We start from the raw sequence: 26,478 nt of genomic DNA on the forward strand, positions 1-26,478 counted from the left end.
ATTAATAACATCAAGGAAAACATCATGAAACGCTTCAGAAAAAGTGTACTCGCAACACTCTGTCTCTCGATGATGGGCTGGTCTACCGCACAGGCGGCGGACGCCGCAAAGCCGGAAATCCCGAAAAGTGCCGACATCGTTATTATCGGTGCGGGCGCAGCTGGCACCTCGGCAACCATGGCCTCCGCAGAAAAAGGGGCGAAAATCGTCTTACTGGAAAAACAGCCGATTGTCGGTGGCACGGGTAACTTTGCCGAAGGCATCTTCGCCGCCAACAGCAGCATGCAGAAACGTCAGGGGATTATAGTGACGCCTGATATGGCGTTTAAAACCATCATGGATTACAGCCACTGGATGGCAAATCCCTTCGTAGTGCGCGCCTTCGTCAACCGCTCGGCGGACACGATTGAGTGGGTGAAATCGAAAGGCATCAAGTTTGAATACATCGGTCCCGGCGGCCCCGGCGGGATGTTGACCTGGCATGTGATCGACGGCCCCGGCCACGGACGCCACCTGATCAAGACATTCCACGAGCAGTTTAAAAGTATGGATGTCACCACGCTGGTGAAAACGGCGGGTAAAGATCTGGTCGTGAAAGACGGTAAAGTCACGGGCGTCATCGCACAAGATAGCGACGGCAACACCTTCCAGATAGACGCCAAGGCCGTCATCATCGCCACTGGCGGCTACGCCAACAATAAAGAGATGCTGCAAAAATACGCCGCCTTCCCCGATACCATTATGGTTGGCAACGTCGGTAAGGACGGTGACGGGATTAATATGGCCTGGAAAGCCGGTGCCAAACCGGACGGTCTGGGTCTGCTGCAAGCCTATCGTCCCGGCCTGCCAGACTATGCGCCTAACTCTCATCTGCTGGCCGCTGCGCGTCAGCCCTATCTGTGGATTGATCAACACGGCCGCCGCTTTACCGATGAATCTAACGTCATCATCTGGCCACACTCCGGCAACGCGCTGTCAAAAGCGGGCGGCATCATGTACTCCATCTTTGACGAGACATCGCGTAAACATTACGTCGAAGACGGCATTGATGTGCCGATTGGCGAATGGGTTATTGCCAATACCAAGCTGACTAAATTCGATAGCGAATTTACGAAGGAAAGTCAGAAAAATCGCGGCTTCGTCTTCAAATCCACCACCGTTGACGGGCTGGCGAAAGAGATGGGCGTTGATGCCAGCGTGCTGAAGAATACGCTGGAAGAAAACAACAAGTTTGCGACGCAAAAACGGGATGATGTGTTCAACAAAAACATGGATTATCTGCGTCCAATAAAAACCGGCCCGTTCTATGCGGTGAGAATGCAACCCGCCGCGCTGGGCACCTTGGGTGGTGTGAAGATCGACGAAAAAATGCAGGCGATAGATAAATCCGGTGAGGTCATTCCGGGCCTGTACGTCACAGGTAATGATGCCGCCGGCATGTATGGCGACACTTATGACCTGTTGTTAGGCGGCGGTACATTTGGCTTTGCACTCAATTCGGGTCGTATTGCGGCAGAAAGCGCCCTTGATTATATGAAGTTCAGCAAGAAATAAGCTCGACTCTTAAGTCTACCGCGGTTCGTTTGAGCATTGAGATACACGGGGCGACCACAGGGGTGAGGCGTCCCTACAGGAACCTCCCCCCTGAGTTTCCCCTAACAACGGGCTTAAGCGAACAGTATTATGCCCTTAAGCCAGCCTGTATGCCGATGCAGGCTGGCTATCTATTTAAAAGGAATTCACTCAAACACAAACGAAATTCACGGTAAGCGGAATAGCGTTTTCTTATCCGGCTTTACGAAACGTCAGATTAAAACGGCATTCATCAGGCATCCCTTCCGGTACGGCACCACTTTTCAGCGGCAGAATACCGTGAAAATAGAGGCGCGATTCACCGCCCCAGACCACCACATCGCCGTGTGTCAGCGGAACACGCTGTGCTTTATCGCTACGAGCCATACCACCAAACAGGAACATCGCGCTCAGCCCCAGCGAGACAGACACGATGGGCTGGTGAAAATCCCGTTCGTTTTTATCCTGATGCAGAGACATACGCGTACCGACATCATAGCGGTTGATGAGGCAGGCATCCGGTTCAAAATCAGCAAAACCGGCTTCGCTCGCCGCCTGCTGCGCCAGTCGGAAAAAGACCTCCGGCATAGCGGGCCACGCTTCTCCGCTTAGCGGATCGTGTGAAGTGTAGCGGTAGCCTTGTTCATCCGTCACCCAGCCGAGCTGCCCGCAGTTGCTCATCGCCACCGACATCACAAAACCGCCCGGCGTGACCATATTACGCAGCGGTGCTCGCGCAATCACGGTTTGTAGCGCCGCCAGCAGCGCTGGCGCATCGTCATAAGCACGACCACGCAAGATGAACGCACTCGGTGCCAGCGTTTCCGTCCAGCGACGCGGTGCTTCATCGGCAAATAAATCAAAATTCACGGCGACGATTCCTCTTGTTGATGCACAATCTGTCCTTTCTCCATCGGTTCTTTCTTCACGTGCTCTTTCTCTAGCAGAGCACGTTTACGCTCCATACCCCAGCGATAGCCTGACAGCGCCCCATCATGCCGCACCACGCGATGACAAGGAATCGCAACCGCCAGCTGGTTTGCCGCACAGGCACCCGCGACAGCACGCACGGCAGCGGGCGATCCGATTCGCTCAGCAACCTCACGATAGCTCAGCGTTTCCCCTGCCGGAATGGCACGCAGCGCCTGCCAGACTCGCTGCTGGAATGCCGTACCGCGAATATCAAGCGGCAGCGTTAGCCCGATGGACGGATCGTCAACGAACCCGACGACCTCCGACATCCGTTGCTCAAACGCTGTATCACCGCCGACCAAATGCGCGTTAGCAAACATCTCCTGAAGCGTATTGAGCAAAGATTCAGGATCGTCTCCCAGCAGGATCGCGCAGATCCCTTTCTCGCTTTCCGCCACCAGCACGTCGCCAAGTGAGCTGCGGCCAATCGCAAAGTGGATCGTCATCCCTTTTCCCTTGTTCTGAAACACCGTCGGCGTCATTCCTAAATGCGTACTGGCTTCAGCGTAAAAGCGCCCGCTAGCGTCATAGCCCGCCGTGACAATCGCCGCGGTCACCTCATCATTATCTGCTAAGTGTTCACGTAACTGCCGGTGACGGTGGGCGCTGGCATACTGTTTTGGCGTCAGACCCGTTGTGGTTTTGAACACGCGATGAAAATGGAAAGCGCTTATCCCGACTGCTTGAGCCAGCATCGCCAGCGTCGGCGGACGATCCGACTGCTCTATCATCCGGCAGGCACGGGCAATCTGCTGTGTCTGCTGTTCCTGTCGCGAAAGCGTCCCCTGACGACACCGTTTACACGGACGGAAACCCGCCGCCTGCGCCTCGTCACCCGTCGCGAAGAACACCACATTTTCACGCCGAGGCTGGCGTGATGCACAGGATGGAGAACAGTAAATCCCCGTCGTCTTCACCGCATAAATAAAACAGCCGTCAGCAGCCTTATTGCGCATTACCACCGCCTGCCAGCGCGAGTCGGCATCCTGAAATGGCGTATCATTGAGCATCGTGTCGTTACGCATCATAGGCACCTCATTCCCATTCAGTATTGCTGCCAATCTTACTATTAGTGAAAGTCACGTCATGCACTAACGCTAAACCGAAGGCACCTTACGCACACGTTCAACTCTTGCTTTTTCATTCAGATTTTATTTTTCCTACCAATAGTGCTTCCCAGATGGCGCGCCGAGCGGCAATCACCTATGCTCGTTTCCTGCTCTTTGCGTTCTCACAACGGAAGCCGTTTATGCCATCCCACCCATCGTCGGATTTCACGCAGCACGCCAAAACACATCTCAGTGCCATCAATACACGCTGGTCCAGCGTGATCGAACAGATCGGCGACTGTCGTCACCAAACCGCGCCACACCGGGAACCTTACGAAGCGCTGATGCGTGCGGTCGCCTATCAGCAACTCACGACGCGCGCCGGAGATGCGATGGTCGCAAAGCTCTTGCGAGTACATGATGATGTCTTTCCCACTCCGCAACAAATATTAGCCTGTTCCACCGATACGCTGCGTCAGTGCGGTTTTTCCGCCCGCAAAGCGGATACGCTACACGCTATCGCACAGGGTGCAGTAAGTGGGCTGGTGCCGAGCCTCGAACAGGCCGCAGATAGGGATGATGACACGCTCATTCAGCAACTCACCTCGATAAAGGGAATCGGACGCTGGACGGTAGAAATGTTTTTGATTTATTCGCTGGAACGTACTGACATCATGCCGCTCGACGATTTGGGCATTCGTCAGGGATTGCGCTACGTCTATGATTTACCGGATATGCCGAAACCGCGCGATTTGCAGGCACTGAGCCTGCAATGTCAGCCTTATCGCACAGTAGCATCATGGTATTTATGGCGTTCGCTTGAGCTACCGGCGTATCAGAGCTTTAAAATGACACACCGATAAAAGCAGGCTTAGCGCGAACGTAAGCTGGCCGACACCTGACGACGGCGGTTCATAATGCGTTCCCGCAGCGCATCGTAGGCCCAGTTATACACCACGGTATACGGCAGGAAGAACAGGAAGAAGCCGATCTCCACCATCAACGCCTGCCACAGCGTAACATTCAGCATCCACGCCGCCAGCGGCAGACCAATCAGGATAAAGCCGCCTTCAAACCCCAGCGCGTGGGCGATACGGATCGGCAGCCGACGCTTAACGCGGTCCGCAGGCCATAAGCGATCGAATATCGAGTTGTAGATCATATTCCAGATCATCGCGACACTGGACAGCATAATGGCCAGTGCACCCATATCGAAGATTGGCTTATTCAGCAGCCAGGCACCCGCTGGCGCACAGATCATTAACGCAATCAGCTCAAAGCCCACGGCATGGTACAGACGTTCACGTAAGGTTTTGCTGGTTTTATTTTGCATAGCACATTCACTTTTATTTATTGCGTGTTACTGGTCAATTTTCGCCATGACCATGGATGGCATCGTATCACGGGCTTATTTTCATCACATAAGCTGGTAGAGTACAGTTAGATTCCATCGATAAAAACGATAGAGGCACTATGCGTTATTCACCAGAATCATTGCTGGCGTTTATAACCACCGTTGATGCGGGCTCATTTTCCGCCGCCGCCCGGCGATTGCACAAAAGCCAGTCCACCATCAGCGCCGCCATTGCCAATCTGGAAGCCGATCTCGGGCTGACGCTGTTTGATCGATCCGGCCATCAGCCCGTGCTGACGCTGGCAGGCAGAAAAGTGCTTTCTCACGTACAGGCGATCCTGTCAGCCAGTGAGGAGCTGGATGAGCTGGCGATCCGTCTGGCCGACCATATCGAACCCCGCCTGACGTTTGTGCTGTCCGACATCTGGCAAGCCACCCATTACGAACCCGTGATTCAGCGTTTCGCACACAACTTTCCCGATATTGAATTTGAATGTCTGGTTGCGGAAGGCGACGACGTCATCGATCTGCTGCAAATGGACCGCGCGCATGTCGGGCTATTACGTGCCCAGACAGATTACCCGCCCGATATTGCCGCCGCGCGTTTGCAGGTTAAGACTGAAATGGCCGTCTTCGTGTCGGTAGTCCACCCGCTCGCGACGGAAAAAACCGTAACACGCAGCCAACTGGCGACCGTCCGCCAGCTCTATCTCAATACCTATAAACGTAGCGACCGGCTCCAACCGGAAGGGATCGTCTGGTCTGCGCCGTCCTACCTTATGTTATTGGAGATGGCGCAGCAGGGGCACGGCTGGAGCATTCTTCCGCGCTGGCTGGTGGCGCAATATGATCGACAAAAGCTGGTAGAACTGCCAGTGTCAGGCTGGCCACAGTGGATTGACGTAGATGTCGTCTGGTCTAAACCCCATCCCCCCGGCCCAGCAGGCCTGTGGATGATCGACAATCTCCTTGCCCAGCAAGAAAGTACGTCGCCATAATGCAGGCAAAATCATATCAGTCATCCTACGGGCCACAGCGCTCTGCCTTTTGTGATGAACCTGCTTTTTCATGAAGCGATAAAAAACGGACAACGGTTTCTTTATATCGTTAATGAATAACATTAAAAATAAAATGGTTATTATTTTTAATTTCACCGTTTAATTTACTTAATTAAGATAATTAAAAGAGGAATATTTCCACGTTATACCGTGCACATTATCCTGTACCACGCGGCGGCTTCTCTCGCCTGTAGCAGGGAAAAATAATTCATATCATCATTATTATTGTGATGTACCAAAGTAGTACTTCCCGACAAAAAACCATACAATTATAGGGATTACTACTTTTGTATTCGAGACATCCCTGTGGTGCTGCGGTAATACGCCTTACCTTAATAATAAGACGTTGAATCCTATAAAGGTCGGAATTTACTAATTAATGCAATTGCAAGTGAGAAAAAAATGTCGAATAAACCCTTCTATTACCAAGATCCTTTTCCACTCAGTAAAGATGACACCGAATATCGCCTGTTGAGCAGCGATTTTGTCTCTGTCGCGCAATTTGAAGGCCAGGACATCCTGAAAGTCGAGCCAGCGGCGTTGACCCTTCTGGCACAGCAAGCCTTCCACGATGCTTCTTTCATGCTCCGTCCCGCTCATCAACAGCAAGTTGCCGATATTCTCCACGACCCGGAAGCCAGCGAAAACGATAAATACGTTGCCTTGCAATTCCTGCGCAACTCCGAAATTTCCGCCAAGGGCATTCTGCCAACCTGTCAGGATACCGGTACCGCGATTATCGTCGGTAAAAAAGGCCAGAACGTATGGACTGGCGGTAACGATGCAGAAGCGCTGTCGCAGGGCGTGTACAACACGTTTATTGAAGACAACTTACGTTACTCACAGAACGCCGCACTGGATATGTACCAAGAGGTCAACACTGGCACCAACCTGCCGGCACAGATTGACCTCTACAGTACCGAGGGCGAAGATTATAAATTCCTGTTCGTCACCAAAGGCGGCGGTTCTGCCAACAAGACCTACTTGTATCAGGAAACCAAAGCGCTGCTGACGCCGGGTAAACTGAAGAGCTTCCTGATCGAGAAAATGCGTTCATTGGGTACGGCGGCCTGTCCGCCGTACCACATCGCATTTGTGATTGGCGGCACCTCGGCAGAAACCACGCTGAAAACCGTTAAGCTGGCCTCAACCAAGTACTACGACGAACTGCCAACCGAAGGCAACGAGCACGGTCAGGCGTTTCGTGATGTCGCGCTGGAGCAGGAAATTCTGGAAGCGGCGCGCGATCTGGGTCTGGGCGCGCAGTTCGGCGGTAAATATTTCGCGCACGACGTGCGGATTATCCGCTTGCCGCGCCACGGCGCATCTTGTCCAGTCGGGATGGGCGTGTCCTGTTCCGCTGACCGTAACATCAAAGGCAAGATCAACCGCAAGGGCGTCTGGCTGGAGCAGCTAGAGCAGAATCCGGGCAAATATATCCCTGAGCACCTGCGTGAAACGGGCGAAGGCGATGCGGTTAAAATCGACCTGAACCGCCCGATGACCGAGATCCTGAAGACGCTGTCGCAGTATCCGGTATCCACCCGTCTTTCCCTGACTGGCACCATCATCGTGGGTCGTGATATTGCTCACGCCAAGCTGAAAGAGCGTCTGGATAACGGCGAAGGCCTGCCGCAGTACATTAAAGATCACCCGATTTACTACGCAGGCCCAGCAAAAACGCCGGAAGGCTACCCATCTGGTTCGTTAGGCCCAACCACCGCAGGCCGCATGGATTCCTACGTCGATTTGCTACAAGCCAACGGCGGCAGCATGATCATGTTGGCAAAAGGCAACCGCAGCCAGCAGGTTACCGATGCGTGTCATAAACACGGTGGCTTCTACCTCGGCAGCATCGGCGGCCCGGCAGCAATTCTGGCGCAGAACAGCATCAAGAGTCTGACCTGCGTCGAATACCCTGAACTGGGTATGGAAGCCATCTGGAAAATCGAAGTCGAAGATTTCCCTGCCTTTATTCTGGTTGATGATAAAGGCAACGATTTCTTCCAGGTGATTCAGAGCGCCAAGTGCGTGAAATGCGGTTAACTCACTTCTGCTGTGATTAGAGGTTAGCCGCTAACGCCAGCCGAGCGCGAGTAACGGATAGATCGTAAAGACGCTGTAAACACGTCCCTGTGCGCAAGCGACGTTCAAAAGCGTTCCTGACGCTTTTGTCCATGGCGCAAACGCTTTACTCTTCTATTCCGTTACTCCCGTTTTCGTTCGGTAAATAGGTTTGTCAACGGTCTGCAACGCCCCGACTATCGGGGCGTTTTTTATTTGATGCCCAGTCGCTTCGCCAGACGGTGTAGGTTGCCGCTGTCCATTTCCAGTTCTCTGGCACAGGATGACCAGTTTCCCTCATGACGCGCCAGCGTTTGTTGGATAATCCGACGCTGATAGTCGTCCGTTGCCTCCCGCAGGCTGCCGCTGACGAAATATGCGGGCGCGGTTTCAATAGCATTCGACGATCCTGCTCTGGAATGAACAGGTTGAGAGGGAAGTTCGAGATTGAAATGCTCAGGGCCTAAAAGCACCTCGCCCGATTCTTGTCCGGCACGCGCCAGCACGGTGGCGCGATAAATCGCGTGCTCCAGCTCGCGCACATTCCCCGGCCAATCGTACTGCTCCAGCAACGTCCCTGCTTCCGCGGTTAACGCCAGACGTGCCAGCCCTAACTGCGCACGACTGCGTTCACAGAAGAAACCGGCTAACAGCGCCACATCCTGACTGCGCTCACGCAGCGGCGGTACGGACAGCGGGAACACGCTCAAGCGGTGGAATAAATCGGCACGAAACGCGCCATCCAGCACCGCCTGCCGCAGATCGCGGTTAGTTGCTGCCAGCACGCGCACGTTCACTTTCAGGCTACTGTCATCCCCCACGCGCTGTAGGTCGCCATACTGCAACACGCGCAGCAACTTCGCCTGTAGCGTCAACGACAGCTCGCCAATCTCATCCAGAAACAGCGTACCGTTGTCCGCCATTTCAAACTTGCCGGTTCGATGATGAATCGCACCGGTAAACGCCCCTTTCACATGACCAAATAGTTCGCTCTCTGCCACCGATTCCGGCAGCGCAGCGCAGTTCAGATACACCAGAGGATGATTTGCACGACTGGAACCGCGATGAATCGCCCGCGCCACCAGTTCTTTACCGACGCCAGTTTCTCCCATGATCAGCACGTTCAGATCGGAACCCGCAACGATATCGACCTCTTTCTTCAACCGCTGCATCGGTTCTGATAATCCAACCATTTCCTCCACGCTTTCCGCTGCCGGACTTTCGGCACGTACCGGCGCGGGCAGTTGCCGCTCAAGGCGTTCCATCAGCAGCGCATTACTCAGCGCCGCCGCCGCCATCGCCCCCACCAGCCGCAGTTCCTCATCGCTAAAATGATCGAACTGGCACGGGTCCATGCCGTCTACGGTCAGCGCCCCGATCAGGTTCTGATTGGCAAACAGCGGCAGGCCAACGCAGGCGTGCACCTTAAGATCCTCCTGACTGGGGATCAGGCCGTCATACGGATCGGGAAGCTGACTGTCCGCCGGAAAACGTACCACATCGCCCGCGCGGGCAATCGCCTCCAGACGGGGATGATCGGACAGGCGAAAGCGTCGCCCCAGCACGTCCGGTGCCAGACCATCTATCGCCAGCGGGCGGAATAGCTGATTTTCGTAACGCAGCAGCGCAGACGCATCACAGCGCAGCAGTTGGCGCAGGCTGTTGATCAAACGCTGAAAACGATCCTGATTCGATAGCCCCATTTGCAGCTCGATAGCGATACGGGCAAGGGCATTAATAGAAAGCGTCATGGTGTGTCCTAATGACATAGCCTGTGTCATTAAGACAATAGATAAAGTATGTCACTTTGACAAACATTATTTATCAAAACGTTATAAATCAATAAATTAAAAACTGGCACACTTCCTGCAATCTTTACAGTATATTTTCTCGCATATGCTTATTGAGGTTTCAGAACATGACGATTCACGTAAAGAACAACATCCACTGGGTTGGACAACGCGACTGGGAAGTCCGTGATTTTCACGGCACGGAATACAAAACGCTGCAAGGTAGTAGCTACAATAGCTACCTGATCCGCGAAGAGAAAACCGTGTTGATTGATACCGTCGATCACAAATTCAGCCGTGAATTTGTGCAGAATCTGATGGCGGAAGTAGATCTGAACACGATTGATTACATCGTGATCAACCATGCCGAAGAGGATCACGCCGGGGCGCTGAGCGAGCTGATGGCGCGTATTCCCAACACGCCGATTTACTGCACCTATAATGCGATCGATTCCATTACCGGCCATCACCATCATCCTGAGTGGAATTTCCACACGGTCAAAACGGGCGACACGTTGGATATCGGCAACGGCAAGCAGTTGATCTTTATTGAAACCCCGATGCTGCACTGGCCTGACAGCATGATGACCTACATGACTGAGGATGCCGTGCTGTTCAGTAACGATGCGTTCGGTCAGCACTACTGTGATGAACATCTGTTTAACGATGAGGTGGATCAAACCGAACTGTTCGAGCAGTGTCAGCGCTATTTTGCCAATATTCTGACACCGTTCAGCCGTCTGGTAACTGCCAAAATCCACGAAGTCCTCGGCTTTAACCTGCCGCTGTCGATGGTCGCCACCTCACACGGCGTGGTGTGGCGCGACGATCCGGCCCAGATCATCCACCTGTATCTGAAGTGGGCGGACAGCTATCAGGAAGATCGCATCACGCTGTTTTACGACACCATGTCCAATAACACCCGTATGATGGCTGACGCCATTGCGCAAGGCATCAACGATGTCGATCCGGGTGTCGCGGTGAAAATCTATAACGTCGCCCGCCACGACAAGAACGAAATCCTGACGCAGGTATTCCGCTCGAAAGGCGTGTTAGTCGGTTCATCCACCATGAATAACGTGATGATGCCGAAAGTCGCCGCCATGCTGGAAGAGATCACCGGTCTACGTTTCCAAAATAAGAAAGCCTCGGCATTTGGTAGCTACGGCTGGAACGGCGGTGCGGTAGACCGCATTCAAACCCGCCTGATGGACGCCGGTTTTGAAACCACGCTGGCGCTGAAAACCAAGTGGCGTCCTGATGGTTCCGCGCTGGAAATTTGCCGTGAACATGGCCGCGAGATTGCCCGCCAGTGGGCATTGCATCCGCTGGATAATACGCCTGCCCGCCGCGTCATCTCGCCCACAAAACAGACTACCGTACCGCAATCAGCAGCCTCAGCCGCACCACAAAGTGTGAGCGTCCCTGCCGAAAGCGCCTGTGGATGCAACGAAGTCGCTGTACCACAGTCAGCAACACAGCCAACAGCACCGTCAGAAAGCGGCTGTATGCAATGCAGCGTCTGCCAGTGGATCTACGATCCGGCACTTGGCGAACCTATGCAGGATGTCACACCTGGCACCATGTGGTCGGATGTACCCGACAGCTTCCTCTGTCCGGAATGTGGGCTGGGTAAAGACGTTTTCAATCCGATTCGCTAAGGAGCGGATGATGAAAGATATCGTGATTATTGGCGCGGGCTTTGCTGCTCGCCAGCTTATCCGACAGCTACGTAAACTAGATGCCCACAGCCCTATCCGCTTGATCACCGCCGACAGCGGTGATGAGTACAACAAGCCGGATCTAAGCCATGTGATGAGCCTGAAGCAGCACGCCGACGATCTGACCAAGATTCAGGCAACCGCGTTTGCTGAAGAAAACCGCATTGCGCTGCTAGCCAATACGCGCGTCACCGCCATTGACCGCCATGCGCAACAGGTCGTCTGTGGCACGGAGCGTTACGATTACCACAAACTGGTGTTCGCGACCGGGGCCAGCGCAATGGTGCCACCAATTCCGGGGCGCGAACACATGCTGACGCTCAATAGTCAGCAGGAATACCGGACTCACGAAGGCCGACTCTGGCAGGCCGAACGCGTGCTAGTACTCGGTGCTGGACTCATCGGGACCGAACTGGCAATGGACCTGAGCCGCGCCGGAAAACGCGTCACGCTAGTTGACTGCGCAAGCAGCATCCTGCCTGCGTTGATGCCGCCTGAAGTCAGTGCGCGACTGCAATTCACGCTGACACAGCAAGGCGTTTCGCTGTTGCTGAACACGACCGTGCAGCAACTGGAGAAAACCGAAACCGGCGTGCAGGCTATGTTTACCGATGGGCGCACGGTTGAGGTAGACGAAATCATCTCCGCCGTCGGTTTGCAGGCCAATACACAATTGGCGAAAGCGGCAGATTTGGCGGTGCAAAAAGGCATCCAGACTAATGCGCAGTTACAGACCACCGATCCGCAGATTTATGCGCTAGGCGACTGCGCGGAAATTGGCGGTAAGCTCTTACCGTTCCTGCAACCGATTCAACTCAGCACTATCATGCTGGCGAAGAACCTGCTAGGTGCCAATGAGTCGCTAACCCTGCCGCCGATGCTGGTTAAAATCAAGACGCCGCTGTTTCCTTTACAGATGGCAGGCGATACCACCAGCAGCGATTTACACTGGCAGCAGGAATGGAACGAACAGGGTATGGTGGCCAAAGCGCTGGATAGTCAGCAAAGGCTACGTGCCTTTGTGGTCGGCGGTGAGCGGATGAAAGAGGCATTTCCGCTACTGCGACAGCTTTCTGTCACTGCCTGATACGGCAAAATAAATAATGCATTTAAAATACATATTTCTGGTAAGCCCGCGTGCGGATTAATAGAATACGGCTATAGATTGTTGAATTTACGGACCGAGGTAACGATGCAAGATCTCATTTGTTATAAGAAGATGCCACAGTGGAACAGCCAGACGCTGCCTGCCGCGTTTCAGGAAAAGCACAACACACAAGAAGGCACCTGGGCAAAACTGACCGTGTTGAAGGGAGAAATGACCTTTTCCATGCTGACTGAGGATGGCGATACGCTGGAGACATTCCAGTTCTCTGAGCAGAACCAGCCGCCGTTTGTGGAGCCACAGGCGTGGCACCGCATCGTCTCGTTCTCTGACGATCTGGAATGTCAGCTTAGCTTTTTCTGTTCGGCGGAAGATTTCTACCATAAAAAATACGGCCTGACGCGAACCCATTCCGAAGTAATCAACGCAGTACAGCACATCAAACCGGGTAAAACGCTGGATTTAGGCTGCGGGGGCGGGCGTAACGCGCTGTATCTGAACCTGCGCGGGTTTGACGTGACCGCCTGTGATAAACACGAGCAAAGCATTGATTCGCTGAATAACATCATCAAGAGCGAAGCACTGGATAACATCCGGGCGGGCGTTTACAACATCAATCTGGCAGAAATCAAAGAGCAGTACGACTTCATCCTGTCGACCGTCGTATTGATGTTCCTGGAACGCGACCGTATTCCACACATCATCAGCAATATACAAAACAGCACCGTTGATGGTGGCTACAATCTGATTATCGCGGCGATGTCGACGGAAGATTGTCCGTGTCCAATGCCCTTCTCGTTTACCTTTAAAGAAGACGAGTTGAAGAACTATTACGCCGATTGGGAGATCCTCAAATATAACGAGGACATGGGCGAACTACACAAGACAGATGCGCAGGGTAATCGCATCAAGCTGCGTTTCGCTACGCTGCTGGCAAGAAAGCCCTAAGCCGTTAAAAATATAAATCATAAAATACGAAAGGGCCGATTAATCGGCCCTTTTTGGTTCTCTATCTGCTTGAATCAGCTCGCTTTGCGCTCTGCTGCTATGCGGTAAGCGACTAGATCTTCAATCGTCAGCACCGGCATGTCGTGCTGCTTGGCAAACGTGATCACTTCCGGCGCGTGCGCCATTGAGCCGTCATCGTTCGTCAGTTCACACAGTACGCCAGACGGCTTCAAACCGGCCAGCGTCATCAGATCGACCGTCGCTTCAGTGTGACCACCGCGCGTTAACACGCCACCCGGTTGGGCGCGCAGCGGGAATACGTGACCAGGGCGATTCAGATCGCTCGGCTTGGCGTTATCCGCAATCGCGGCACGAATGGTGGTCAAACGGTCGGCAGCAGAAACACCTGTCGTCACGCCTTCAGCGGCTTCGATCGTCACAGTGAACGCCGTTTGATAATGGCTGGAGTTTTTCTCCACCATCATCGGCAATTCCAACTGCTGGCGACGCTCTTCCGTCAGGCACAGGCACACTATGCCACTACCGTGACGAATCGTCAGCGCCATTTGTTCAACGGTCATATTTTCAGCGGAAAAGATCATGTCACCTTCGTTTTCACGATCTTCATCATCCAGTACCAGCACGCCACGACCATGACGCAATGCATCAAGTGCGCGTTCTACGCGTTCGGTAGGATTGCCAAATTCAGAAAGTAATGTCTGATTCATGGTAAAAAACCTCAATGTTATTATGGATTACCAGAATCAGGGCGAGCTTGAGGAGTAACCACTACTACTGGTTGCATAGCAATGGCTAACAAAAATAACGCGAGCGGGCATATAACCCGACAGATACCGTTACTCTCTCCCATCCGGACTTTAACCGTCGGCCCCGGAATTACACCGGGTCTGCTGACCTCATGTTGCGAAACCGACGAGTAATATCGGAAAACACAGCGTGAGCGCTCGCGGGCTTCCAGTGCACAGAACCTTATTCGTTCATACGTTCACTGGTTTACCGCCGGTGGGGAATTACACCCCGCCCTGAGAATAAGCGGGTTTACTATAACGCTAATACCTCGATAGGGCAATTGCCCCGCCGCAGGAAATAAGGCAAAACGTATGCTGGATTACAGTAAAATTATGCTGAATATGTGCAAAGCCGATGTCGGATTTCGTTTATAGGCATTACACTTGCTCTTGCTATAGTATTTACTTAAATAACCTAATCAGGAAAGCGACATGATTGACCCAAAGAAGATTGAGCAAATCGCCCGTCAAGTGCATGAGTCCATGCCAAAAGGTATCCGGGAATTGGGCGATGATGTGGAGAAAAAGATTCGGCAGGTCTTGCAAGCACAGCTGACACGACTGGATTTGGTAAACCGTGAAGAATTCGATATTCAGACGCAGGTTCTGCTCCGCACGCGCGAGAAGGTTGCACGCCTGGAACAGCGCCTGACCGAGCTGGAAGCGAAATTGTCTACGGAAGAAAAGCCAGCCGTAGTGCAGGAAATAGCGCCGGAGAACGACTAATCATCATCGCGATGCAACGCCCTGCTCAGGGCGTTGCTCAATTCCCTACATCGCAACGCCGGCAATCCTCCGAAACGCCGACTCACGCCAGAGAATTCAGAAGAAACGACTCAGTGAGAAACCAGTTCAACCGACTTGCGCGGCAGGAACAACCACAGTACGGCCAGCATGATTAACGCGTACAGCGATTTCCAGCCGATCATCAGCAACAGCGCACAGCAGAGCAGGCCTCCCATTGCCGCCATCACTCTGGCGCGCCCTTTCAGCAAACGCCATCCTGCCAACATACACAGCAAATAAATCAGCACAAAGATGCCGTTCGCGTACACAATCAGCATATCCAGCGGTAATCTGAGCCAGTAAATCAGCAGGCAGCACACCAGACAGCAGGCAACAACCATCGATAACGCATTCACAGGTGCCTGCCCTACGGACAGCTTCGCCAGCGCACTGCCTTTCGGTGCCTGCGACCAGACCAAACGAGCGAATCCCTGCGTGTAGATGTTCACGCCAGCAAAGCAGGCCAGATAGCCGACAAAGCAGGCGATCCATAGCGCATGCTGACCAAACAGCAGCACAACGATACCCGGCAGTGATGCCGTTGCGGCAATGCCTTCTCCGTAAGCCTTAAAATGCAATACGGCCACCGTGCATCCCCAATAAACTGCGCCAGCAACCAGCATGCCGATGAGTAAAGCCCGTGGAAAATCCCGCTCTGGCTCCCGAAATTCCGTCGCCATATGAGCAAAAGCTTCAAGGCCAACGAAGCACCAGAACATGACAGCCAGCGCGCCGAAAGTGTTCGACCATGACAGTTCACTCACCGACGGCCAGGGAATATGCGCGGGCGTGATACCCCCCTGCCACCAAATTGCAGCAACCAGCCCTACAACCAACATCGCAATAACGATCTGAATGTTGGCGCTGGACCCAGCACTGCGTAGGCCAAGCAGCCAGATAGCGCCCAGCGTCAGCAGTTGCACGCAGAGCAGCCCCAAATCACTCCAGCCAAATGCCGCCTGCCAGAAGCCCGCAGCAATCTGCAAGGCAGCAGGCAGGCCTAGAGGAATAACGGAAAGGAATAGCCAGCCAGTCACACGCGCCATGCGCGGCCCAAAGGCCAGATTAACAAAATGTGCGGCACCGCCCGCATTAGGAAAATGTTGCCCCAACGCAGCAAAACCGATTGCGATAGGAAAGACAAACAGGATCAATATCGGCCATGCCCACAGGCTGTCTTGCTGTGCCAGTTGCGCGACCAGCGCAGGAACCGCAAAAACCCCAGTCCCCAATAGCGAAGTAGAAAGCAGCCCAACGCCCTGAATCAGGCCAAGCTCTTGTTTTAATCCTTTTGCTTCACTCACAACGTTTCACCTTTTCTTGCCTTTCTACTCTACATCAATGTCGGATCGAAGAATCATGGTCTGATAGGAGAATAAAAAAAGCCTCCATTAACGGAGGCTTTTCTCACCGACGGTTTTCACATGCATGAGGCTATCAGGCGTTGGCTTTCAGCACATCGCGAATACGCGCTTTGTAGGATTCAACCTTCTGCGGCGTCATCATCCGGCGCTCATCGTCCTGCACCACACCGCCAACATCGTCAGCAATACGCTGCGCAGACTGTAGCATCAGTTTAAAGTTTTGGCTGGCGTCACCATAAGCCGGCACCATCATGAAAATGGACACGCCGGGCGTCGAGAATTCGGACATCGCATCTACATTGAACGAACCGGGTTTGACCATATTCGCCAGACTGAACAACACCGGCCCTGCGCCAGCGGGGTTCACATGGCGATGGAAAATATTCATTTGACCAAACTGGAAACCAGCCTGAAGCAGGCTTTGTAACAGCAGTTCACCGCCGATGACACCGCCCTGATGCGCCACGACATGCAGCACCAGAACCGCTTCTTTTGCTGCTACGGGCTCAACGGGTTGCTGAGGCTGTACGGGCGCAGGCTGAACTTTTTCATGCAGGGAATGCGCGACAGGCTGCGACGGCGTGGAATCATATGCAAACGGTTCACGAGGAGCACTAATGCTCGGCTCAGGAGTCGGGGTTTGTCTGGGGTCGACAACCTGCGGATTGGCATCACCGCGCACCTGAGAGCGCGGAGAATCCACAGGAGTAGCTTCATCCAGTAACGGATCGTAAGCCGAAACTGGAGACAGGTGCTCGAACGGCCGATTCACCTCTGAACGAGCGTCTTCGCCCGCACTGCCGTAATCATCAAATGAAGTGTTATCAAGTGAAGCGCTGCCAAATGAAGGCTCATTTTGCTGCGGCCGAGCGCCCTTCACGCGAACTTCGCCAACGCCTTCATCCAGATCGTCAAGCGGTGTTTCATCACGCACTTTCTTTGCACGTTTAACTGGGCGGTCACGAAAAAGGGACGAGCGCTCTTTACGGCTGGTCCACAAGCCGTGCAGTAAAAGCGCTATTATAGCGATCGCGCCAACAACGATTAATATCAGACGCAAGTCCTGCATCATTGCTATCCCAATTGTTCTAACAATACATTGCCACCACGGCAAATACTTATACTACTAACTCTATTTGCCTGAGTACACAAGTGCAAGCCTGCACGGTACTTTATGACAATAAAGATAGATACAACGCACTTTTTTGCTGCTTTTTCATCCAAGTGCGGGCTGGTCAGCATAAGATCATCCCGATATGATGCCCTAACAAACAAATGACTGAGTATATCGGCACTATGTCTTCGGAAAAACCGTCTTCGGAAAAACCATCGTCTTTCGAAAAAACGTCTTATGGCACCGCAGAACAGACTCGCAGCGGCATACACTATTTTCTTGCCGGATGGCGCCTGATCTCACTGCCGGGCATCCGGCGTTTCGTTATTCTTCCTTTACTCATGAATATCGTGCTGATGGGCGGCGCTTTTTGGTGGCTTTTTACCAAGCTGAATGGCTGGATTCCCCAGATCATGGGACACATTCCAAGCTGGCTTCAATGGCTCAGCTACCTCATTTGGCCACTCGCCGTACTCTCCATTTTGCTGGTATTCAGCTACCTATTTAGCACCATCGCCAATTTTATTGCTGCACCGTTTAACGGCTTGCTGGCGGAGCAGTTGGAAGCAAAATTAACCGGTCAAACGCTGCCGGACAGCGGCATACTGGGTATCGCCAAAGACGTCCCACGCATCATGAAGCGCGAGGTTCAAAAATTGGCATACTACCTGCCGCGCGCCATTGTGCTGTTACTTCTCTATTTCATCCCCGGCATCGGGCAGACGGTCGCTCCGGTTCTGTGGTTCCTGTTCAGTGCGTGGATGTTGGCGATCCAGTACTGCGATTATCCTTTTGACAACCATAAAGTGAGCTTTGCGACGATGCGACAAGCATTGCGCCGCCACAAAGTCGCTAATATGCAGTTTGGCGCATTGATCAGCCTGTTCACGCTGGTGCCTTTTTTGAATCTGGTCATCATGCCCGTCGCGGTATGTGGCGCAACGCAGTTGTGGGTGGATCGTTATCGGAGTCTGTCGACAACATTGCCTAAAAAAGCGCCATAAAAAGACCATGCGCACTGGCTCATCTCTGCCAGTGCTTTCTGTTGTAATGAAAAGATATTTCTTAAGAACATAACGATATAGCAATTCTTTACTTCACTGAAAAGTGTGAACGGGTATTCTCTCTACGTTCGCAAAAATTTCATACAGTTATAAGGACAGGCTATGAGCAAGATCTACGAAGACAATTCTTTCACAATCGGCCATACGCCGCTGGTTCGCCTGAACCGTATCGGCAACGGACGCATTCTGGCTAAAGTGGAATCCCGCAACCCCAGCTTTAGCGTAAAATGCCGTATCGGTTCCAACCTGATTTGGGATGCAGAAAAGCGTGGCGTTCTCAAACCGGGCATCGAACTGGTTGAACCTACCAGCGGGAACACAGGGATTGCGCTGGCCTACGTCGCGGCGGCTCGCGGCTACAAGCTCACGCTCACCATGCCGGAAACCATGAGTATCGAGCGTCGTAAACTGCTGAAAGCGCTGGGTGCTAATCTGGTGCTGACCGAAGGTGCAAAAGGCATGAAAGGGGCGATCGCCAAAGCAGAAGAGATTGTCGCTAGCGATCCGAGCCGTTACCTGCTGTTGCAGCAGTTCAGCAACCCAGCTAACCCAGAGATTCACGAAAAGACCACGGGTCCTGAAATCTGGGAAGATACTGACGGTCAGGTTGATGTCTTTATCTCTGGCGTCGGTACAGGCGGTACGCTGACTGGCGTGAGCCGCTACCTCAAAAATACCAAAGGCAAAGCTATCATCAGCGTAGCGGTTGAACCGACCGATTCACCGGTGATCTCTCAAGCGCTGGCAGGTGAAGAACTTAAACCAGGTCCGCACAAGATTCAGGGCATCGGCGCAGGCTTCATTCCCGGTAATCTGGATCTGAAACTGATTGACCGCGTAGAGAAAATCACGAACGAAGAAGCGATCAGCACCGCACGCCGTTTGATGGAAGAAGAAGGCATTCTGGCGGGTATTTCTTCTGGTGCCGCCGTTGCCGCAGCGCTGAATTTGCTCAAAGAGAAAGAGTTCGACGGTAAAACTATCGTCGTTATCCTGCCCTCTTCCGGCGAACGTTACCTCAGTACCGCACTCTTTGCCGACCTGTTCACCGAGCAGGAACTGCAACAATAAGCAACAGGCCGTCACTCGGACAAGAAGTGACCAATGTGTTAAAAAAGCACCTATTTAGGTGCTTTTTTGTGGCACACTTCAAACTTTTCACCACATACGGATTGCTTTTCTGCATCAGGTTTAGTATTTAACCGAACAATTATTTTGATGCGTGAAATTAATATCCGACAAACACCACACCCCATCACATTGTTTTTGTCCTGCGCACAACGGTTTGTTCCCTGCGCACGATAGCCCACATCGCCGTTTTGCGACTGAGGCTAAGATAATGGGTAGCGGAATCTGCGGTGTTTGATGGTATTTTATCCAGGAAATACGTTTGACGGTTTTCTTGTCGCATCGTGGTCTGCCCCTGTAACATAATCAGGAGCTAACCAAACAGGCTAAAGTTCAGTGAATCAGCTAAACTTTAGTTCCACAACATTAATCTAATCCATAAGTTGGGGAAAAAAGCATGTTCCAGCAAGAAGTGACTATCACCGCACCGAATGGCCTGCACACTCGTCCCGCTGCTCAGTTCGTCAAAGAAGCCAAAGGCTTCACTTCAGAAATCACCGTGACGTCCAATGGCAAGAACGCCAGCGCCAAGAGCCTGTTCAAATTACAAACACTTGGCTTAACACAGGGAACTGTGGTTACTATCGCTGCGGAAGGCGAAGACGAACAAAAAGCGGTTGAACACCTGGTCAAGCTGATGGCTGAGCTCGATTAACCGACGAGTTTTTTAGTGAACACCAGAATCGAGTAAGGTAGGGTTATGATTTCAGGCATATTAGTATCACCGGGTATTGCTTTTGGTAAGGCACTGTTACTGAAAGAAGATGAAATTCTCATCAACCGGAAAAAAATCTCTGCGGATCAGGTCGAGCAGGAAATTGAACGTTTTCTGACTGGCCGTTCCAAAGCATCCGCACAATTGGAAGCTATCAAGAAGAAAGCGGGCGAGACGCTGGGCGCAGAGAAAGAAGCCATCTTCGAAGGGCACATCATGCTGCTGGAAGATGAAGAGTTCGAGCAGGAAATCATAGCCCTGATTAAAGATGAACATGCTTCTGCCGACGCCGCAGCGTTTTCCGTCATCGAAAACCAGGCTAAAGCACTGGAAGAGCTTGATGATGAATATCTGAAAGAACGCGCTGCGGACATGCGTGATATTGGGAAGCGTTTGCTACGCAACATTCTCAATATGACCATCGTCGATCTGGGCGATATTCAGGATGAAGTTATTCTGGTCGCAACGGATCTGACGCCGTCAGAAACCGCGCAGTTGAATCTGGACAAAGTACTGGGCTTCATTACCGATATCGGTGGCCGCACGTCTCACACCTCCATAATGGCCCGCTCTCTTGAACTGCCTGCGATCGTCGGCACGACCGATGCGACCCGTCAGGTCAAAAATGGCGACTATCTGATTCTGGATGCGGTAAACAACCAGATCTATCAGAATCCGACTGCGGATAAAATTGAAGAATTAAAAGCGGTTCAGCAGCAATACAACGCTGAAAAGTATGAGCTGGCCAAGCTGAAAGATCTGCCGGCCGTCACGCTAGACGGTCATCAGGTTGAAGTCTGTGCCAACATCGGTACTGTGCGTGATGTCGCAGGTGCGGAGCGTAACGGTGCAGAAGGTGTCGGCCTGTATCGTACCGAATTCCTGTTCATGGATCGTGACTCACTGCCTACTGAGGAAGAGCAGTTCCAGGCGTACAAGGCTGTTGCCGAAGCCGTTGGCGCTCAGGCGGTAATCGTCCGAACGATGGATATCGGCGGTGACAAAGACCTGCCTTACATGAACCTGCCGAAGGAAGAGAACCCGTTCCTTGGCTGGCGTGCTATCCGTATCTGTCTGGATCGTAAAGAAATCCTGCATGCTCAGTTGCGTGCCATTCTGCGCGCATCCAGTTTTGGCAAACTGCGTATCATGTTCCCAATGATCATCTCCGTGGAAGAAGTTCGTGAGCTGAAAGCCGAACTGGAGATGCTGAAAGCGCAGTTGAGAGAAGAAAGTAAGGCCTTCGACGAAAGCATTGAGGTCGGCGTAATGGTTGAAACACCTGCCGCCGCCGCCATCGCGCCACATTTAGCCAAAGAAGTCGACTTCTTTAGTATTGGGACAAATGACTTAACCCAGTATACTCTGGCAGTTGATCGCGGTAATGAGCTGATTTCTCATCTCTATAATCCGATGTCCCCAGCCGTCCTGACGCTGATTAAGCAGGTCATCGACGCGTCTCACGCCGAAGGTAAGTGGACAGGGATGTGCGGTGAGCTCGCCGGTGATGAACGTGCTACACTACTGTTATTGGGAATGGGGCTGGACGAATTCAGCATGAGTGCGATCTCTATCCCGAGCATCAAGAAAATCATCCGTAATGCGAATTACGAAGATGCGAAGGCGCTGGCGGAGCAAGCACTAGCCCAACCGACAGCACAAGAGTTAAGCAATCTGGTGAGCCGCTTTATTAAAGAAAAAACGCTCTGCTGATTCTGCTTTACCTAATAGGTTTCAAGGTGGCAATCAGCACCCCCGACAGGCAATACCGTTGCAGTCGGGGTAGCGAAGAAAGCCAATGCCACAATGACTTGAAAGATTAGGGTATACGCTGGCCCAATATTAATGCTTAGGAGAGAATCATGGGTTTGTTCGATAAATTGAAATCTCTGGTTTCTGACGATAAAAAAGACACTGGCAGCATCGAAATCATTGCCCCGCTGTCTGGTGAAATCGTCAATATTGAAGATGTTCCTGATGTCGTGTTTGCAGAAAAAATCGTCGGCGACGGCATTGCCATCAAACCAACTGGCAACAAGATTGTCGCACCGGTAGACGGCACCATCGGTAAAATTTTTGAAACCAACCATGCGTTTTCCATTGAGTCTGACAGCGGCATTGAGCTGTTTGTGCACTTTGGTATTGATACCGTTGAATTGAAAGGCGAAGGCTTCAAGCGCATCGCCGAAGAAGGCCAGCGCGTGAAGAAAGGCGATCTCGTTATCGAGTTTGACCTGGCTCTGCTGGAAGAGAAAGCGAAGTCTACTCTGACACCAGTGGTTATTTCCAACATGGATGAAATCAAGGAATTGACCAAACTGAGTGGTACGGTTGTTGTCGGTGAAACGCCGGTTATCCGTATCAAAAAGTAAGCCGCCACTCTACGGATGGTTTACTACGTTTGCACGAGACGGCACCCGGATGGTGCCGTTTTCGTTTCAGGCTTTCCAGCGCGGCACGCACGGAGCATATCGCCAAGCTAGTTCTACGTCGTCATCGACCAGCAAGATATTCATATCCTCATTAATCGGGCATAGATGCTGAATTCTCAGGCCTGACGCGAATATCCGCAGCCAGATTTACTTAATCCTTACCATTTCTTTCAATAAAGATTACCGCTACCTTTACGAACTCGGGGTAAATTACCCACCTGCGTCATTTACTCCCGTTAAAATGTATGAATTAAGGACGACCTCCCCTGATGCAATCACGATTTTTTACACGCCGCCGTACGACCATCGCCATTGGTCTTATCGTCACTGCCGTACTTATTCACCTGATTTTCAACAAGCCATCGCCAGCACCCAATGCGCTCACTGCCGCCACAGAGATTGCGGATCTCGAACAGACGGTACTCGCCGACGGAGAAATTGAAGCGCAGAAGCAGGTCAGCGTCGGTGCACAAGCGTCAGGGCAAATCAAAGCGCTGCATGTCAAACTCGGCGATAAAGTACAAAAAGGGCAATTGATCGCCGAGATTGATGACCTCACCCAGCAGGACACGTTAAAGAATGGCGAAGCCGCGCTAAAAAACGTTCAGGCTCAGCGTGCCGCCAAACTGGCGGAACTGCGTAATAACGAATTAAGCTGGCAGCGTCAGCAAATGCTGATGAAGCGCAGCGTTGGCGTACAGGCCGATTACGATAGTGCGAAAGCGACACTCGATGCGACCAGAGCTAATATCGACGCGCTAGATGCCCAAATCGTTCAGGCGCAGATCACCGTCAACACCGCCAAGGTTAATCTGGGATATACGCAGATTCGCTCACCGATGGATGGCACCGTCGTCGCGATTCCGGTTGAAGCAGGCCAAACGGTGAACGCGATCCAGACGACGCCAACCATCGCCAAGGTCGCCAATTTGGACACCATGACCATCAAAGTCAAAATCTCAGAAGCCGACGTCGTCAAGGTAAAAACCGGTATGCCAGTCTGGTTCAGCATTCTGGGCGAACCGAATAAACGCTACGAAGCCACGCTGAGTTCGATTGAGCCCGCGCCCGACTCCATCAACACGGACACTACCACGACGTCATCCAGCACCAACAGTTCCAGTTCATCATCCAGTACCGCAATCTATTACAACGGTCAGTTCGATGTGAAAAATCCCGACGGCGTATTGCGTATTTCCATGACGGCTCAGGTCTATATTCTGTTGTCATCGGTGAAAAATGCCATCGTCGTTCCCGCGACCGCACTCACCTTGCGCAATGGCATGTGGTATGTGCAGGTCGTGAACGCGAATAAGAAGGTTGAATCCCGTCTGGTGACGCTTGGCCTCAACGATAACGTGCGTACCCAGATCCGTTCAGGGCTTAGTGTCGGTGAACAGGTGGTTGTCAGCCAGACATCCGCCGATGCAGCCTCCACGCATTCCGGCTCGCCGATGGGGATGTAACGCATGTCAACATCCATACTTAAGCTGACTGGCATTACGCGACGCTTTTCCAACGGCGAACAAGACGTTACCGTCCTCAAGGACATCAACCTCACCATCAATCAGGGCGAAATGGTGGCGATTGTCGGCGCATCCGGGTCGGGAAAATCTACGCTGATGAATATTCTCGGCTGCCTGGATAAACCATCAGCGGGCGATTATCAGGTAGCAGGACGCGCCGTTGGTGAACTGGATAACGACCAGCTCGCCGAACTGCGCCGCGAACATTTCGGTTTTATTTTCCAGCGCTATCATCTGCTCGGCGATCTGACCGCGCTAGGGAATGTCGAAGTACCCGCGATTTATGCTGGAAAGAGCCGACTGGCGCGACGTCAACGGGCGGCAGATCTACTGACTCGGCTGGGGCTGGAAAATCGCCTCCACTATCGACCCAGCCAGCTTTCCGGCGGCCAGCAGCAGCGAGTGAGTATTGCGCGGGCGTTGATGAACGCTGGCGGCATCATTCTGGCGGATGAACCGACCGGTGCGCTGGACACCCACAGCGGTAATGAAGTTCTAAGCATACTTCGCGACCTGCACAGACAGGGCAATACGGTCGTGATCGTCACACACGATATGACGATTGCTGAACATGCACAGCGCATCATCGAACTGCGCGATGGCGAAGTGATTGCCGATAGACAGACGCGCCCCGAAGAAGCCACTGCACCGTTACCAGAAACGGCAAGCTCTCCGGCAACCTCTGCGCTGAATCAGTTCAAAGACCGCTTTATTGACGCGTTTAAAATGGCGCTGCTGGCGATGAATGCCCAGCGGATGCGCACCTTTCTGACCATGCTCGGTATTATCATTGGTATCGCATCCGTCGTTTCAGTGGTCGCACTGGGAAAAGGTTCACAGGAGCAGGTGCTGGCCGATATCAACTCGATGGGCACCAGCACGCTGGAGATCTTCCCCGGCAAAGGTTTCGGCGACATGGATGCCAGTGCTATCCAGACGCTGCGTGCCAGCGATATTCAGCCACTGACGCAGCAACCCTACGTGCATAGCGTGACGCCCTCTGTCTCCACCAGCGTAACGATGCGCTACGGTAACATTGCCGTTTCCGCCAGCATTTCTGGGGTTGGCGAACAATTCTTCACCGTACGTGGTTATACGTTGGAACGTGGCGTGCTTTTCTCTCGTAGCAGTGTCGATGAGCTGACGCAGGACGCGGTGATTGATAAAAACACGCTCGATAAGCTCTTTCCCCACGGCGAAGATCCCATTGGTCAGGTGATTTTGCTGGGCTCGTTGCCCGTTCGAATTATTGGGGTCGTCAGCAAGAATCAGGGCGGCTTCGGCAGCGATGAAAACCTGAACGTCTGGGTGCCGTACACTACGGTGATGAAACGTATGGTCGGGCAGTCCTACCTGAAAAGCATCACGGTGCGGGTGAAAGACAATATTGATATGAGCATCGCAGAGCAGAGGATTACCGACCTGCTGATGCAGCGGCACGGTACGAAAGATTTCTTTATCATGAACACCGATAGCATCCGTCAAATGATCGAGAAAACCACCACCACACTCACGCTACTGGTTTCGATGATTGCCCTGATTTCGCTGCTGGTCGGCGGTATCGGCGTGATGAATATCATGTTGGTATCAGTCACGGAGCGAACCCGAGAGATCGGCGTTCGTATGGCGGTCGGCGCACGTACCAGCGACATCATGCAGCAATTTCTTATCGAAGCCGTGCTGGTTTGTCTGTTCGGCGGTATTGCCGGCGTGGCGCTGTCGTTGGCTATCGGCGTGCTATTCGCACAGCTCAGCAGCAATTTTTCGATGATCTATTCCAGTTCATCGATTATTGCCGCGTTCCTGTGCTCCAGCCTGATCGGTATTATCTTTGGCTTCTTCCCCGCCCGTCGTGCGGCACGGATGGAGCCGATTCACGCGTTGGAGCGGGAATAACCACTCTAAGG

General features: G+C 52.7%; 22 protein-coding genes and 1 riboswitch. Of the genes, 15 read left to right on the forward strand and 7 right to left on the reverse strand.

Features of this window, described 5'->3' with window-relative positions; translation table 11 throughout:
- Positions 1 to 24: 24 nt before the first annotated feature.
- Positions 25 to 1,554 (forward strand): FAD-dependent oxidoreductase, encoded by a 1,530-nt coding sequence (locus tag KP22_RS08570; RefSeq protein ID WP_039303746.1) that lies wholly within the window; start codon positions 25 to 27, stop codon positions 1,552 to 1,554.
- Between the two features lie 231 nt (positions 1,555 to 1,785).
- On the opposite strand, the gene alkB is transcribed toward KP22_RS08570, so the two are convergent.
- A complete protein-coding gene (gene alkB / locus KP22_RS08575; RefSeq protein ID WP_039303743.1) occupies positions 1,786 to 2,442 on the reverse strand; it encodes a DNA oxidative demethylase AlkB in 657 nt (218 codons plus the stop codon).
- Complete coding sequence (gene ada / locus KP22_RS08580) at positions 2,439 to 3,569, reverse strand: bifunctional DNA-binding transcriptional regulator/O6-methylguanine-DNA methyltransferase Ada (protein WP_039324015.1); 1,131 nt, start codon at positions 3,567 to 3,569, stop codon at positions 2,439 to 2,441. The genes alkB and ada overlap by 4 nt, the downstream gene beginning before the upstream one ends.
- Before the next feature lie 224 nt (positions 3,570 to 3,793).
- On the opposite strand from ada, the gene KP22_RS08585 reads away from it, so the two are divergent.
- On the forward strand, positions 3,794 to 4,456 hold the full coding sequence (locus KP22_RS08585) for a DNA-3-methyladenine glycosylase family protein (RefSeq protein WP_039303741.1): 663 nt from the start codon (positions 3,794 to 3,796) through the stop codon (positions 4,454 to 4,456).
- Positions 4,457 to 4,464: 8 nt separating this feature from the next.
- On the opposite strand, the gene KP22_RS08590 is transcribed toward KP22_RS08585, so the two are convergent.
- Complete coding sequence (locus tag KP22_RS08590; protein ID WP_039323729.1) at positions 4,465 to 4,926, reverse strand: multidrug/biocide efflux PACE transporter; 462 nt, start codon at positions 4,924 to 4,926, stop codon at positions 4,465 to 4,467.
- A 140-nt stretch (positions 4,927 to 5,066) separates the two neighbouring features.
- Between KP22_RS08590 and KP22_RS08595 the strand changes: the two genes are divergently transcribed.
- Together KP22_RS08595 and fumA are read left to right on the forward strand one after the other, a co-directional pair.
- Positions 5,067 to 5,945, forward strand: coding sequence for a LysR family transcriptional regulator (locus KP22_RS08595; RefSeq protein ID WP_039323732.1), 879 nt, complete (start codon positions 5,067 to 5,069; stop codon positions 5,943 to 5,945).
- Positions 5,946 to 6,407: 462 nt separating this feature from the next.
- Positions 6,408 to 8,051, forward strand: a complete 1,644-nt coding sequence (gene fumA / locus KP22_RS08600) for a class I fumarate hydratase FumA (protein ID WP_039303732.1) — start codon at positions 6,408 to 6,410, stop codon at positions 8,049 to 8,051.
- Positions 8,052 to 8,281: 230 nt separating this feature from the next.
- Here fumA and norR read toward each other — a convergent pair whose 3' ends face one another.
- Complete coding sequence (gene norR, locus KP22_RS08605) at positions 8,282 to 9,820, reverse strand: nitric oxide reductase transcriptional regulator NorR (RefSeq protein ID WP_039323734.1); 1,539 nt, start codon at positions 9,818 to 9,820, stop codon at positions 8,282 to 8,284.
- A 167-nt stretch (positions 9,821 to 9,987) separates the two neighbouring features.
- Here norR and norV point away from each other — a divergent pair, with 167 nt between their 5' ends.
- From norV to tehB, 3 genes are all read left to right on the forward strand, one after another.
- The gene (gene norV / locus KP22_RS08610) at positions 9,988 to 11,520 is read left to right on the forward strand and encodes an anaerobic nitric oxide reductase flavorubredoxin (RefSeq protein WP_039303726.1); all 1,533 of its coding nucleotides are present in this window, start codon (positions 9,988 to 9,990) and stop codon (positions 11,518 to 11,520) included.
- Between the two features lie 10 nt (positions 11,521 to 11,530).
- The gene (norW, locus tag KP22_RS08615) at positions 11,531 to 12,667 is read left to right on the forward strand and encodes an NADH:flavorubredoxin reductase NorW (RefSeq protein ID WP_081923384.1); all 1,137 of its coding nucleotides are present in this window, start codon (positions 11,531 to 11,533) and stop codon (positions 12,665 to 12,667) included.
- Positions 12,668 to 12,772: 105 nt separating this feature from the next.
- Entirely contained in the window at positions 12,773 to 13,633 is an 861-nt protein-coding gene (gene tehB, locus KP22_RS08620; RefSeq protein WP_039323736.1) for an SAM-dependent methyltransferase TehB, read from the forward strand.
- A gap of 74 nt (positions 13,634 to 13,707) precedes the next feature.
- Here the strand turns inward: tehB and ribB are convergent, their stop codons facing one another.
- The gene (gene ribB, locus KP22_RS08625; RefSeq protein ID WP_010284392.1) at positions 13,708 to 14,361 is read right to left on the reverse strand and encodes a 3,4-dihydroxy-2-butanone-4-phosphate synthase; all 654 of its coding nucleotides are present in this window, start codon (positions 14,359 to 14,361) and stop codon (positions 13,708 to 13,710) included.
- 127 nt (positions 14,362 to 14,488) lie between these two features.
- A riboswitch (FMN riboswitch) is annotated at positions 14,489 to 14,688 on the reverse strand.
- A 186-nt stretch (positions 14,689 to 14,874) separates the two neighbouring features.
- Between ribB and ubiK the strand changes: the two genes are divergently transcribed.
- Complete coding sequence (ubiK, locus tag KP22_RS08630; RefSeq protein ID WP_039303720.1) at positions 14,875 to 15,168, forward strand: ubiquinone biosynthesis accessory factor UbiK; 294 nt, start codon at positions 14,875 to 14,877, stop codon at positions 15,166 to 15,168.
- Between the two features lie 110 nt (positions 15,169 to 15,278).
- Here ubiK and yjeH read toward each other — a convergent pair whose 3' ends face one another.
- Positions 15,279 to 16,532, reverse strand: a complete 1,254-nt coding sequence (yjeH, locus tag KP22_RS08635) for an L-methionine/branched-chain amino acid transporter (RefSeq protein ID WP_039303718.1) — start codon at positions 16,530 to 16,532, stop codon at positions 15,279 to 15,281.
- 133 nt (positions 16,533 to 16,665) lie between these two features.
- Complete coding sequence (zipA, locus tag KP22_RS08640; RefSeq protein ID WP_209428697.1) at positions 16,666 to 17,664, reverse strand: cell division protein ZipA; 999 nt, start codon at positions 17,662 to 17,664, stop codon at positions 16,666 to 16,668.
- A gap of 224 nt (positions 17,665 to 17,888) precedes the next feature.
- Between zipA and cysZ the strand changes: the two genes are divergently transcribed.
- The 7 genes from cysZ to KP22_RS08675 all read left to right on the forward strand — a co-directional run bounded on the left by cysZ (position 17,889) and on the right by KP22_RS08675 (position 26,467).
- Positions 17,889 to 18,710, forward strand: a complete 822-nt coding sequence (cysZ, locus tag KP22_RS08645) for a sulfate transporter CysZ (RefSeq protein ID WP_197061562.1) — start codon at positions 17,889 to 17,891, stop codon at positions 18,708 to 18,710.
- A gap of 162 nt (positions 18,711 to 18,872) precedes the next feature.
- A complete protein-coding gene (gene cysK / locus KP22_RS08650) occupies positions 18,873 to 19,841 on the forward strand; it encodes a cysteine synthase A (RefSeq protein WP_039303712.1) in 969 nt (322 codons plus the stop codon).
- 454 nt (positions 19,842 to 20,295) lie between these two features.
- On the forward strand, positions 20,296 to 20,553 hold the full coding sequence (gene ptsH / locus KP22_RS08655) for a phosphocarrier protein Hpr (protein ID WP_039303709.1): 258 nt from the start codon (positions 20,296 to 20,298) through the stop codon (positions 20,551 to 20,553).
- A 45-nt stretch (positions 20,554 to 20,598) separates the two neighbouring features.
- Positions 20,599 to 22,326, forward strand: coding sequence for a phosphoenolpyruvate-protein phosphotransferase PtsI (gene ptsI / locus KP22_RS08660; RefSeq protein ID WP_039303706.1), 1,728 nt, complete (start codon positions 20,599 to 20,601; stop codon positions 22,324 to 22,326).
- A 149-nt stretch (positions 22,327 to 22,475) separates the two neighbouring features.
- The gene (gene crr, locus KP22_RS08665) at positions 22,476 to 22,985 is read left to right on the forward strand and encodes a PTS glucose transporter subunit IIA (RefSeq protein WP_010284368.1); all 510 of its coding nucleotides are present in this window, start codon (positions 22,476 to 22,478) and stop codon (positions 22,983 to 22,985) included.
- Positions 22,986 to 23,314: 329 nt separating this feature from the next.
- The gene (locus tag KP22_RS08670; protein WP_039323739.1) at positions 23,315 to 24,511 is read left to right on the forward strand and encodes an efflux RND transporter periplasmic adaptor subunit; all 1,197 of its coding nucleotides are present in this window, start codon (positions 23,315 to 23,317) and stop codon (positions 24,509 to 24,511) included.
- Between the two features lie 3 nt (positions 24,512 to 24,514).
- Positions 24,515 to 26,467, forward strand: a complete 1,953-nt coding sequence (locus KP22_RS08675; protein WP_039323745.1) for a MacB family efflux pump subunit — start codon at positions 24,515 to 24,517, stop codon at positions 26,465 to 26,467.
- Positions 26,468 to 26,478 lie beyond the last annotated feature (11 nt).

The organism is Pectobacterium betavasculorum, from assembly GCF_000749845.1.
Lineage (GTDB): Bacteria > Pseudomonadota > Gammaproteobacteria > Enterobacterales > Enterobacteriaceae > Pectobacterium > Pectobacterium betavasculorum.

Excerpts from the sequence above, each read along its gene's own strand:
- KP22_RS08570 (WP_039303746.1), top strand. The coding sequence starts at position 25 with ATGAAACGCTTCAGAAAAAGTGTACTCGCAACACTCTGTCTCTCGATG.
- ada (WP_039324015.1), bottom strand. The coding sequence starts at position 3,569 with ATGCGTAACGACACGATGCTCAATGATACGCCATTTCAGGATGCCGAC.
- KP22_RS08585 (WP_039303741.1), top strand. The coding sequence starts at position 3,794 with ATGCCATCCCACCCATCGTCGGATTTCACGCAGCACGCCAAAACACAT.
- KP22_RS08590 (WP_039323729.1), bottom strand. The coding sequence starts at position 4,926 with ATGCAAAATAAAACCAGCAAAACCTTACGTGAACGTCTGTACCATGCC.
- KP22_RS08595 (WP_039323732.1), top strand. The coding sequence starts at position 5,067 with ATGCGTTATTCACCAGAATCATTGCTGGCGTTTATAACCACCGTTGAT.
- fumA (WP_039303732.1), top strand. The coding sequence starts at position 6,408 with ATGTCGAATAAACCCTTCTATTACCAAGATCCTTTTCCACTCAGTAAA.
- norR (WP_039323734.1), bottom strand. The coding sequence starts at position 9,820 with ATGACGCTTTCTATTAATGCCCTTGCCCGTATCGCTATCGAGCTGCAA.
- norV (WP_039303726.1), top strand. The coding sequence starts at position 9,988 with ATGACGATTCACGTAAAGAACAACATCCACTGGGTTGGACAACGCGAC.
- norW (WP_081923384.1), top strand. The coding sequence starts at position 11,531 with ATGAAAGATATCGTGATTATTGGCGCGGGCTTTGCTGCTCGCCAGCTT.
- tehB (WP_039323736.1), top strand. The coding sequence starts at position 12,773 with ATGCAAGATCTCATTTGTTATAAGAAGATGCCACAGTGGAACAGCCAG.
- ribB (WP_010284392.1), bottom strand. The coding sequence starts at position 14,361 with ATGAATCAGACATTACTTTCTGAATTTGGCAATCCTACCGAACGCGTA.
- ubiK (WP_039303720.1), top strand. The coding sequence starts at position 14,875 with ATGATTGACCCAAAGAAGATTGAGCAAATCGCCCGTCAAGTGCATGAG.
- zipA (WP_209428697.1), bottom strand. The coding sequence starts at position 17,664 with ATGATGCAGGACTTGCGTCTGATATTAATCGTTGTTGGCGCGATCGCT.
- cysZ (WP_197061562.1), top strand. The coding sequence starts at position 17,889 with ATGTCTTCGGAAAAACCGTCTTCGGAAAAACCATCGTCTTTCGAAAAA.
- cysK (WP_039303712.1), top strand. The coding sequence starts at position 18,873 with ATGAGCAAGATCTACGAAGACAATTCTTTCACAATCGGCCATACGCCG.
- ptsH (WP_039303709.1), top strand. The coding sequence starts at position 20,296 with ATGTTCCAGCAAGAAGTGACTATCACCGCACCGAATGGCCTGCACACT.
- ptsI (WP_039303706.1), top strand. The coding sequence starts at position 20,599 with ATGATTTCAGGCATATTAGTATCACCGGGTATTGCTTTTGGTAAGGCA.
- crr (WP_010284368.1), top strand. The coding sequence starts at position 22,476 with ATGGGTTTGTTCGATAAATTGAAATCTCTGGTTTCTGACGATAAAAAA.
- KP22_RS08670 (WP_039323739.1), top strand. The coding sequence starts at position 23,315 with ATGCAATCACGATTTTTTACACGCCGCCGTACGACCATCGCCATTGGT.
- KP22_RS08675 (WP_039323745.1), top strand. The coding sequence starts at position 24,515 with ATGTCAACATCCATACTTAAGCTGACTGGCATTACGCGACGCTTTTCC.